The organism is Lancefieldella parvula (assembly GCF_963530955.1).
Lineage (GTDB): Bacteria > Actinomycetota > Coriobacteriia > Coriobacteriales > Atopobiaceae > Lancefieldella > Lancefieldella parvula_A.
This window is the reverse complement of sequence record NZ_CAUSFQ010000047.1, coordinates 1-10,162: the sequence shown is the minus strand read 5'-3', so window position 1 is coordinate 10,162 and position 10,162 is coordinate 1. Positions and strand designations below refer to the sequence as shown.

Annotated in this window: 9 protein-coding genes; 2 read left to right on the top strand and 7 right to left on the bottom strand. The window is 51.9% G+C overall.

Features of this window, described 5'->3' with window-relative positions; all coding sequences use genetic code 11:
- A partial coding sequence (locus tag RWJ43_RS04320; RefSeq protein WP_314008197.1) for an ABC transporter ATP-binding protein occupies positions 1-1,152 on the top strand: 1,152 nt, incomplete at its 5' end.
- A 1-nt stretch (position 1,153) separates the two neighbouring features.
- Here the strand turns inward: RWJ43_RS04320 and ispF are convergent.
- The 7 genes from ispF to RWJ43_RS04285 form a co-directional block, all read right to left on the bottom strand.
- Positions 1,154-1,642 carry a 2-C-methyl-D-erythritol 2,4-cyclodiphosphate synthase gene (gene ispF / locus RWJ43_RS04315; protein WP_314008194.1) on the bottom strand — a complete coding sequence of 163 codons (489 nt, stop codon included), beginning with the start codon at positions 1,640-1,642 and terminating at the stop codon, positions 1,154-1,156.
- A 2-nt stretch (positions 1,643-1,644) separates the two neighbouring features.
- Positions 1,645-2,448, bottom strand: coding sequence for a 2-C-methyl-D-erythritol 4-phosphate cytidylyltransferase (ispD, locus tag RWJ43_RS04310; protein WP_314008192.1), 804 nt, complete (start codon positions 2,446-2,448; stop codon positions 1,645-1,647).
- A complete protein-coding gene (disA, locus tag RWJ43_RS04305) occupies positions 2,448-3,527 on the bottom strand; it encodes a DNA integrity scanning diadenylate cyclase DisA (protein WP_035432082.1) in 1,080 nt (359 codons plus the stop codon). Before disA ends, ispD begins: the two co-directional genes overlap by 1 nt.
- A gap of 221 nt (positions 3,528-3,748) precedes the next feature.
- Positions 3,749-6,379 carry an ATP-dependent Clp protease ATP-binding subunit gene (locus RWJ43_RS04300; RefSeq protein WP_314008191.1) on the bottom strand — a complete coding sequence of 877 codons (2,631 nt, stop codon included), beginning with the start codon at positions 6,377-6,379 and terminating at the stop codon, positions 3,749-3,751.
- 188 nt (positions 6,380-6,567) lie between these two features.
- Positions 6,568-8,178 (bottom strand): lysine--tRNA ligase, encoded by a 1,611-nt coding sequence (gene lysS, locus RWJ43_RS04295; protein WP_314008189.1) that lies wholly within the window; start codon positions 8,176-8,178, stop codon positions 6,568-6,570.
- Positions 8,179-8,244: 66 nt separating this feature from the next.
- The gene (gene greA, locus RWJ43_RS04290) at positions 8,245-8,724 is read right to left on the bottom strand and encodes a transcription elongation factor GreA (RefSeq protein WP_035426995.1); all 480 of its coding nucleotides are present in this window, start codon (positions 8,722-8,724) and stop codon (positions 8,245-8,247) included.
- Between the two features lie 49 nt (positions 8,725-8,773).
- Positions 8,774-8,983: a twin-arginine translocase TatA/TatE family subunit gene (locus tag RWJ43_RS04285; RefSeq protein ID WP_314008187.1), complete on the bottom strand. Its 210-nt coding sequence runs from the start codon at positions 8,981-8,983 to the stop codon at positions 8,774-8,776.
- Positions 8,984-9,190: 207 nt separating this feature from the next.
- Between RWJ43_RS04285 and RWJ43_RS04280 the strand changes: the two genes are divergently transcribed.
- On the top strand, positions 9,191-9,910 hold the full coding sequence (locus RWJ43_RS04280; RefSeq protein ID WP_314008185.1) for a fused MFS/spermidine synthase: 720 nt from the start codon (positions 9,191-9,193) through the stop codon (positions 9,908-9,910).
- Positions 9,911-10,162: the final 252 nt, after the last annotated feature.

Below are 10,162 nucleotides of genomic sequence, written 5' to 3'. Positions count from 1 at the left end.
GTAACAGTTGTTCTGTTGTTGGTGAGTTTTGTTATCTATAAGCAAATCCAAGCTTCGGCCTATAAAAGATACAAAGAATCTAAAGAACTGCGGTCCCAGTATGGATCGATTGAACTCTCGCAGTTCACTGATGTAGATTTCATCAGGCGTCATTCCCTCTTTGAGCGCTTCTTTAATCAGCACTATGCCGTCAATCAAAAACTTCGTAGCGCCATTCATGAGCAGTACAAACTTGAGTTTGGCGTACAAGAATTAAACAATGCTGTAATTGCTGTATTCCAAGCTATTGTCTTTATTACCTGTGCATATCAAATTTTCCTTGGAGCACTGCAGCCTGGCTATATTGCAACCATTTCAAGCTATTTTGTATCGCTTTTAGGCTCTATTACGCTTCTTATGGAATTTGGCATGGCTTATCAGAGCATTGCGGTAAGTCTTAATCGAATTGAGCAGATTCTTGATTTACCTCAAGAGTCCGTTGGTAACATCATTCCATCAGAGAACGTCAATCAAATTACCTGCACAAATGTATCTTTCTCTTATCCACATACCAATAAAGTACTGATGAACAACTTGTCTTGCAGTTTTGCAAAAGGAAATATATACGCTATTACCGGTGGAAACGGTACAGGCAAATCAACATTTCTGAAGCTCATTAACGGAGAGTGGTCTTCTCACCTATCAGGCACTATTGCCATTAATGAGGATTTGCTCACTCAAATTAATCAGTATGAACTTCGAAAAAATACTCTTGGATTTACCGAACAAGAGCCAAGCATTGTTGACGATACGGTAAGAAATAATCTGACCCTACTCTGCAAAAAGCAACCAACAGATGAAGAGATAATCAGCTATATCAAGCTATTCAACCTGGAAAAATTGCTGCTTGGTGACGATCAAAATCTTGATGTCCGCCTGAGTGAACGAAGCTCAGCTATCTCTGGTGGAGAAAAGCAAAAGATTGCAATTATCCGCATGATGCTTATGAATCCAAGTGTTATGTTGCTTGACGAGCCAACTTCTGCATTAGATCAAAAAAGTGTTGATGTCCTTCTTAATCTTCTCAAGAAGGTCAAACAAGACCACATAATACTGCTCATATCTCATGACCCTAAAGTGGTGGAGGCAGCCGACCATATCGTAGAGCTGTAATTTATTGCGCGCTACGTCCCAGCAGCACAACTGCCCAGGCAGCAATACCTTCTTGAGTGCCCACAAAGCCAAGGCCTTCGGTGGTGGTTGCTTTTACGCCAACTTTATCTGGCGAAACGCCCATGACCTCCGCCATGCGGTTTCTCATAGCGTCGCGATGAGGAAGTAACTTAGGCTCTTGAGCTGCAACGGTGCAGTCACAGTCCAGAAGCTCAAAGCCCTCATTACGAACAAGCTGCATAACATGGGACAGAAGCATCATAGAATCAGCGCCCTCATAAACGGGGTCTGTATCTGGGAAAAGCTGGCCAATGTCGCCAGCGCGCATAGCACCTAGCAGGGCGTCCATAAGTGCATGAGCCAAAACATCAGCATCAGAGTGGCCGAGAAGACCCTTGGTGTGCTCAATTTTGATGCCACCTAAGATAAGATCTCTGCCCTCTACCAGGCGATGAACATCGTATCCGTGGCCAATTTTAAGCTCTGGCATACTCACCCTACAGCCCCACTTCCGGTTGCGCCTTCTACCAGGCGACGGCTGAGCGTAGCCTCAACAATTGCAAGGTCAGACGGGTACGTGACCTTCACGTTTTCTCGTTGCGACTCAACGCACAGCACCGTAAGACCAAGTCGTTCAACTAACGACGAGTCATCGGTTCCCTGGTAGCCTTCCTGGCGAGCTACTTCGTGGGCTTCAAGAAGTGTGCGTGTCTTGAACACCTGAGGGGTCTGAGCAGCCCAGAACGTTGAGCGGTCAGGTGTATCTACAATGGTTGCACCATCTACGCGCTTCAGCGTATCAGTTGCGCGGTGAGCCAAAATTGCTCCCGCAATCTTAGGCGACTTGCGAACTGTACCAATGACCTGCTCAATAGTCTCTACCTCAATGAGCGGGCGAACCGCATCATGAACAGAAACAAAATCATATCCAGCAGGCACTACCTGGAGCGCGTTGTAAACCGATTCCTGCCTGGTAGCACCAGACGTTGCAAAGTGAACAGGCTTGTGGAGCACAAGCTTGCCCACAACACCCTCTTGAACTGCAGCGCGTTTCTCGTCAGAGCAAGCAATCACAATGTGAGCCACGCTTGGCGCATGATCAAACGCAAGGATTGACCAGCTCATCAGCGGAAGACCGCAGACAGAAATAAACTGCTTGCCGTCAGGATATCCAAAGCGCTCGCCAATGCCACCGGCCACAATGACGGCCACGGTATCGGCTTTTGCTCCATGAGTTGTGAGGCGAGAAGGACGTGGCTTTGACACGACCTTTGCACAGGTGCTGCTTGCAGCCATTATTCTGACTTACCCCACATTCTGCGGAGACTGTTAGCAAGTGCACCGGGGTTCTCGACACCCAGAGATTTGAGGCTGGACGTATCATTTTCTGCAACGTGAAGCAGCTGCTGCAGGTTGTCGTAGGCGTCAACAATTCTGGCCGCAATCTCATCGTTGACCACGTGAACGCGGGAAAGCGTGCGCAGACCCAGAGGCTCCATGGACGCGTCTTCTCCGCGGCCATCGGAGTAGCCAAGAATCTGGCCAACACTTTCTGCGGAGCGGAGCTCAGTGTTTGCTGTCTCGTGGAAGCGTCGGCGAATGGCGCGCGCCTCTTCAGCGGAAGAATCTACAGCGTAATCGCGAATCATCAGGTTATAAGCCTCGTCGATGCCACCCAAATATTCCTCGCGCTGCATGGCAGTGGTTTTTCCCTCGCTACCTAGCTCCAAAAGACAAGAATCAAGCTGGTCAGCGGCACTCAAAAGAACCTCAAACAGGTAGAAAATTCCTGCTACATCGCCCAGAGTGACGTAGTTGTCAAGCTCAAGAGCAGTCAGGCGCAAAAGCGCACGATCAAGTTGCTGGCGTGTATTTTGCATGGCAACCGAAAGCTGGTTGACGGTAGACATAATGGCTGGCACAGACTTCAGTGGGATAACGTGACCATCAACGTAGACCGTAATCAACGAACGGCGAGAAGACACAGCAATCACAATAGACTTGGTGAGCAAGCTCATGCGAGCGGCAGTACGGTGGCGAGTGCCTGTTTCTGCAGTTGGAAGCGTTGCATCAGGATTGAGGTGGAAGTTGGCGCGCAGAATTCTGGTGAGGTCTTTGTCCACCACCACAGCGCCATCCATCTTGCAGAGCTCAAACAATCGATTTGCTGTGAAAGAAACATCAAGTTTGAAACCATCTCCGCCCGCAGCAAGGACGTTTTCTGTATCTCCCACGCAAATGAGGGCGCCCAAGCGGCCGGCGATAATCATGTCCAGTGCAACGCGAAGCGCCGTACCAGGGGCAGTCATCTTCAGAGCGGTGGCAATACGGTCCTCGTTTTCTGTTGCGCTTGGATCAAGTTGCGTTGGCTCCATGGCTCTCCCTCAATTACTTGCAGCTTACAGGCTGCGTTTTGCGATCTGGTACGTTTACGGCTTCAGTTTGTTTCAACATTTCAAGTATACGGTTTTGTTGCCGGCGCGTGTAGTGACGGTTTGGAGAAGACGGGTTTCTCGCCAAGAGCTTCTGCCAAGAGAACTGTGTGTTTTAGCTGCGATACAAAAAGACCCGAGGCAGAACCTCGGGTCGGAGTGTCTTACTCGGCGGAGGACATCAGGTCGGACGAACCGCCTGCGCTACCCTGTGGCAGCGAGGATGGTCCCATGCTGACATCCATCTGGTCAAGCTGCGCCATTGTCTCTTTCTTGCGAGGCTCAGGGATGACGCCCGTGGTCTTGGTGAACACAAGCTTTTTGCCCTCAGCGTCAACATCAACAGCAACAATGTCGCCTGCGGTCCACTGGCCAGAGAGAAGCTCCTCAGACAGTGGGTCTTCAATCATCGACTGAATGGTGCGGCGCAGCGGACGAGCGCCGTAGACAGGGTCGGTTCCGTCTTTGGCAATCAGATCCTTTGCGGCCTCGGTGAGCTCAATGGACATGCCATTGGCAATCAGGCGATCGCGTAGCTCAAGAACCATGAGGTCAACAATGCCACGAAGCTGCTCGGTAGAGAGCGACTTGAAGACAACAATCTCGTCCACACGGTTCAAGAACTCTGGGCGGAATCCACGCTTGAGCTCGGACATAACACGGCTGGTAATCTCTTTATCGGAGAGTCCCTTAGAGCCTTCTGACGAGAAGCCCATGGTATTGGTGCGGGCAATCTCGCGAGCGCCAATGTTGGATGTCATGATGACAACCGTATTGGAGAAGTCCACGTGACGGCCTTGACCGTCAGTCAAGCGGCCCTCGTCCAGAATCTGTAGCAAGATGTTGAAGACGTCTGGATGTGCTTTCTCAATCTCATCAAAGAGCAGAACAGAGTATGGACGCCTACGAACAGCTTTAGTGAGCTCGCCGCCCTCATCGTAGCCCACGTATCCTGGAGGTGCGCCAACCAGCTTAGCTACAGTGTGACGCTCCATGTACTCGGACATGTCATAGGATAGCAGGGCGTCTTCAGAGCCAAACAGGAACTCTGCCAGGGCCTTTGCAAGCTCAGTCTTACCTACGCCGGAAGGTCCTAAGAAGATGAAGGAGCCGCCAGGACGCTTAGGGTCTTTGAGAGGACTGCGGCTTCTGCGGATTGCCTTTGCAACCTTAACAACAGCCTCATCCTGACCAACAACGCGCTGGTGAAGGATATCTTCTGTACGAAGCAGCCTTGAAGCCTCAGTCTCGGTGAGGTTGGAAACAGGAACACCAGTGATGCCAGAGACAACCTTTGCAATATCGTCCTCGTCAACGGTAACGATATTCTTGTCTAGCTGCTCACGCCACTCAGTCTCTAAGCGATCCCTCTCTGCTACCAGGGATTTCTCCTGATCACGCAGACGAGCTGCCTGCTCAAACTCCTGAGCGCTTGCTGCCTCAGACTTCTGGGTACGAACGCGGAGAAGATCTGCGTCTACCTGGGCAATCTCTGGTGGAAGACTCATCTTGTGGATGCGTGCGCGGGCGCCAGCCTCATCAAGGACATCAATTGCCTTGTCTGGCAGGAAGCGGTCCTGGATATAGCGGCTAGAAAGCGCAACAGCAGCCTTGATAGCAGCTTCGGTGTAGTGGACATGGTGGTGCTTCTCGTAGCGGTCCTGAAGACCGTGGATGATAGAAATGGTGTCGTCGGTGTTTGGCTCGCCGATGTTGACTGGCTGGAAACGCCTCTCAAATGCAGCGTCCTTCTCGACATGTTTACGGTACTCTTCTGCCGTAGTTGCGCCGATGACCTGGATTTCTCCACGAGACAGCGGTGGCTTCAAGATGGACGCGGCGTCGATGGAGCCTTCTGCGGAGCCAGCGCCAATGACGGTGTGAATCTCGTCGATGAAGAGGATGTCATTCTTGGATTTCTCCAGCTCAGCAACAACCTTCTTCATGCGGTCCTCAAACTCACCGCGATACTTGGATCCTGCTACCAGACTTGCCAGGTCAAGCGTCCAAACCTGCTTTCCGCGCAGGATGTCAGGAACGTTGCCAGAAGCAATGAGCTGAGCCAAGCCCTCAACAATGGCAGTCTTACCAACGCCGGGATCTCCCAGGATAAGTGGGTTGTTCTTTTGGCGACGTGCAAGAACCTGCATGACTCGCTCAATTTCGCGGTCACGACCAATGACGGGGTCAAGCTTTTTATCTGCGGCAAGCTTGGTAAGGTTGCGGCCAAACTGCTCCAGCATGGAGGCGTCGTCGTTTGCGTTAGGACGCATCTGACCAGCGCCTACAGGCATGCCAAAGATGCCACCCTCAATGCGAGGCTCTGCCATACGAGGACCAGCAGGTGCATCATCTGGAGTCTGGGCAACCAGCTCATCAACAGCGTTTCTTACCGCGTCGCCCGAAACACCCATGGTACGCAGGGCATCCATAGCGCGACCATTACCCTCGGACACAATGCCCAAAAGCAGGTGCTCTGTTGCAATATAACTTTGACCGTGGGTCATGGTTTCTCTGTACGCGTCCTCAAGCACGCGTTTTGCGCGAGGAGTAAACGGAATGTGGCCGCCAGGAATAGGGTCTCCTGCGCCCGTGGTGAGCTCTTTTACGGTTGCCAGGGCCTCGTCGTACGAGACCTCCAGCTTTGCCAGAGCTTGAGCAGCAATACCCTCCCCCTCTTTGATGAGAGCAAGTAGCAGGTGCTCGGTACCAACATACATCTGGCCAAGACCGCGAGCCTCGTCCTGAGCCAGGCTCATGACTTTACGCGCTCTGTCAGTGAATTTATCAAACATGTGCTGAAACCTCTCAAAACTCTCTATATATTTCTGATTTATACCCATCAGAAGGCTCTGCAAACATACGACTCGCGTTGGATTTTTCTCCTCCGTACGAACCACACAAAAAGCCCGGTACCTGCAACGAGCGGATACCGGGCTGATGTTTTTATGTACTACGCTGGGGCAGCTAAGCTTCCAAGCTCTTAGCGCTTCTCGGGCTTGAGCTGTGGGAAGAGAAGGACGTCGCGGATAGAAGGCTGATTGCAGAAGAGCATCATCATGCGGTCGATGCCATAGCCAATGCCGCCCGCTGGTGGCATGCCGTACTCAAGTGCACGGATAAAGTCGTAATCGTACTCCATAGCCTCCTCGTCACCCTGACGCTTAGCCTCCATCTGGGCAGCAAAGCGCTCCTCCTGGTCAACGGGGTCGTTGAGCTCGGAGTATGCATTTGCGTACTCTGCGCCGCAGATAATGAGCTCAAAGCGGTCGGTCAGACGAGGATCGTCTGCCTTACGCTTGGTGAGCGGAGAAACCTCTGCAGGATAATCGCAGACAAAGGTTGGGTTTACGATGCTCTTCTCGCCAAGCTCGTCATAGATCTCAAACAACAGCTTGCCGGCCTGCCATTCTGGATTCCACTCAATCTCATAGCGGTCCAGGACTGCACGGAGTTTCTCGACAGGGGTGTCAATGGAGAGCTCCTCGCCGGTGACCTCGGACGCAATCTCTGCCAGGGACGCAACGCGCCAGTTGCCGGATAGGTCAACCTCGGTGCCCTGGTAGGTGATGACCTCGTGGCCCTCCTCGCAGCCGCAAGCCTTGCGAGCAATCTCCTGGAAGAGGTTCTGGGAAAGCTCGCGCATACCGGCCAGGTCAGAGTAGGCAGCGTATGCCTCCATAGAGGTGAACTCTGGGTTATGCGTGAGGTCGGTGCCCTCGTTTCTGAACTGACGACCAAGCTCGTAAACGCGCTCAAGACCACCAACAAGCAGGCGCTTCAGCGGAAGCTCGGTTGCAATGCGCAGGTAGTTCTCGGTATTCAGTGCGTTGTAGTGCGTAATGAACGGCTTTGCGTTTGCGCCGCCAAGAATCTCCTGAAGAACAGGGGTCTCAACCTCCATGTAACCGTCCGCCTCCATGAACTGGCGGATGATGGAGATGATTTGGGAGCGCTTGCGGAACACGTCACGGACCTCGGGGTTCATGATGAGGTCAACATAGCGCTGGCGATAACGAACCTCGCGGTCGGTGAGGCCGTGGAACTTCTCAGGCAGAGGACGTAGCGACTTGGAGAGAACCTCCAGTGAAGTGACTGCCAGGGAAAGCTGGCCGCGGCGCGTACGCATGATGGCGCCGGTTGCGCCGATGATGTCGCCAAGGTCGAGAAGACCCAGGAGCTCCCAGTTCTTCTCGTCAAGGTTGTTGATGCGACAGAAGAGCTGAATCTGGCCGGTATAGTCCTCTACCACGACAAACGCGATCTTGCCCTGGTTGCGGATGGCACGGACGCGGCCAGCCACGGAATAGACTTCCTCGCCAGTCTGGCCGTCTTCGAGGTCAGCGTAGCGCTCCTCCAGCTCAGCGACGTGAGCGGTAACGGTGGACTTGATTGGGTATGGGTCAATGCCGGTGTCGATGAGCGCCTGGCGACGGACGCGGCGCTGAGCACGCTCGTCGTTGATGGAAGCCTCTGGGGTGACCTCGGTTGCGTCGGCGGTGTTCTCAGCGGCGGCAGCGTTCTCTGCGCCGGTGGCGGCAGCGTTCTCTGCAGCAGCCAAGCTACCAGCGATGTTGTTCTCTACTTCGGACATGTATCCTCCACGTAAAAACGCCCCGCGCCAGACGGACACGGGGCGACCAAAATCTTTTGTGCCAGTCTAGCGAGTAATAGAGGTAATGGTGTACTTCTTCACCTTGCCGTTTGGCGTGGTGAACTCAACCTCGTCGCCCTTCTTATGACCAATAAGAGCCTCGCCAGCTGGGGACTCGTTAGAGATCTTGTGCTCAAGGGAGTTAGTCTCAGTAGTACCAACAATTACATATTTAGTTGTCTTGCCTTTTGCATCAGCAAGCTCGACGGTTGTGCCGATTGCAACGGTGACATTGCGCTTGCTGCCGCCCTCGACAACCTTTGCGACAGAGAGAATCTGACGAATCTCGTTGATACGAGACTCGTTGTGAGACTGCTCTTCTTTTGCAGCGTCATACTCGGAGTTCTCAGAAAGGTCACCAAAACCACGGGCCTCTTTGATGCGCTCAACAATCTCGTCGTGTTTCTCGCCCTCACGATAAGCCAGCTCATCGACAAGCTTCTGACGGCCTTCTGGGGTAAGTACAATCTCTTTAGTAGTGTCCATCGTATTCTTTCTGTTGATGGGTCAGTCGGTCTATACGTGTGAGATGGGATTACTCAGCCTTTTTGGACTCTTCGTCCTCAACGAGCTCAGCCTCTGGCTCCTTGGCTTCTTCCTTGGTCTCAGACTCCATACCATCACGGACGCTCTTGACGGTCTCGCCGACAGCCTTGCCGAGCTTTGGAAGGTTCTTAGGTCCAAAGAGAACCATGACAATAACAACAATAATCAGAAGCTCAGGAATACCAAGTCCTAAAATCATATAAACCCCCAGAAAATCTTTTCCTGTAAAAGCGTTCAGAAAAAACGCCGTATCGGCTAGTATAACCGAGGGAAACCTTACTAACAAGGAATTAACATGGTCTTACATGATTTTTGGACATTTTTTATATGGTCGACCGTAGCGGGTCTTGCCGTTATTGGCATTTACCAGCTATTTCTGTTAATTCTGCGTGCTCGAGGCGTTTTTGTGACGCGTACCAAATTTGGTCTCACGATGATTTTTGACTCCGAAGACGCCGACGGTACGCCCATTAGGCTACTCAACGTTAATGGTACCTTCCAGTCCGTGAGTTATATTGAGCCTGAACTGCGCTTTGAGCTCTGCGTCCACTATCACCGGATGATGGCGAAGATTATCCAGCAGGTATCTGCTTGGGGTCACGTTGTAGTCATGGGCGGCGGAGGTTTCTCGCTGCCAAAACACCTGGCTACGCACATGAACAGCGGCGTTATTGACGCTATTGAGATTGATCCGAAGATCGTCTCGCTTGCGCGTGGGCATTTCTTTCTGGACGATGCTCTAGCTGCGGCTTTATGTGAGCTGCGAGTCATCGAAGATGATGCGTGGAAGATCCTGCAGAATGCAGATGCTGACAGTATTGACGTGCTGGTAAACGAAGTGTTTGCTGGTCGAAAATCACTTGGGCCTCTGGGAACTCCAGCCGGTGCACGAGTAATTAAAGAAAAACTTGCAGATAGCGGGGTATATCTGGCCGATGTTCGCTGTCCGCTCGAAGGCCACGGGTCTACACTACTTCCCCAGGTGGCAAACGTCTTTGCGCAGGAGTTTGCGCATATCGCTTACGTACCCGAGTGGCCCGATACTCCCAAAACCCCAGGTAATAATCTTCTAATTGCAACCGATGCGGATATTGCGCTGCCCGAAGGCGCCGTTGTAGTGAAATAACGGCGAACTGTAGAGAAATTGACTGCCTTCAGCAATCTGTTAACCAGTCACCCATACAACATTCAATCGTCTGTTCAAAAGCTGCATAATCAACTTTGTTTATACGGAATTTTGTATCAAAAATTTGACCCGACTAAATTCAACCCCTCTTTTGGGTAAAAAATCCGTTTAGTTGGGGATCAAATCACAATCACGGAATTTTCTACCTCACGTTTGTGCAGGTAGCAAAAAGTATCCAGATTTTGTTATTTT

Excerpts from the sequence above, each read along its gene's own strand:
- ispF (WP_314008194.1), bottom strand. The coding sequence starts at position 1,642 with ATGCCAGAGCTTAAAATTGGCCACGGATACGATGTTCATCGCCTGGTA.
- ispD (WP_314008192.1), bottom strand. The coding sequence starts at position 2,448 with ATGGCTGCAAGCAGCACCTGTGCAAAGGTCGTGTCAAAGCCACGTCCT.
- disA (WP_035432082.1), bottom strand. The coding sequence starts at position 3,527 with ATGGAGCCAACGCAACTTGATCCAAGCGCAACAGAAAACGAGGACCGT.
- RWJ43_RS04300 (WP_314008191.1), bottom strand. The coding sequence starts at position 6,379 with ATGTTTGATAAATTCACTGACAGAGCGCGTAAAGTCATGAGCCTGGCT.
- lysS (WP_314008189.1), bottom strand. The coding sequence starts at position 8,178 with ATGTCCGAAGTAGAGAACAACATCGCTGGTAGCTTGGCTGCTGCAGAG.
- greA (WP_035426995.1), bottom strand. The coding sequence starts at position 8,724 with ATGGACACTACTAAAGAGATTGTACTTACCCCAGAAGGCCGTCAGAAG.
- RWJ43_RS04285 (WP_314008187.1), bottom strand. The coding sequence starts at position 8,983 with ATGATTTTAGGACTTGGTATTCCTGAGCTTCTGATTATTGTTGTTATT.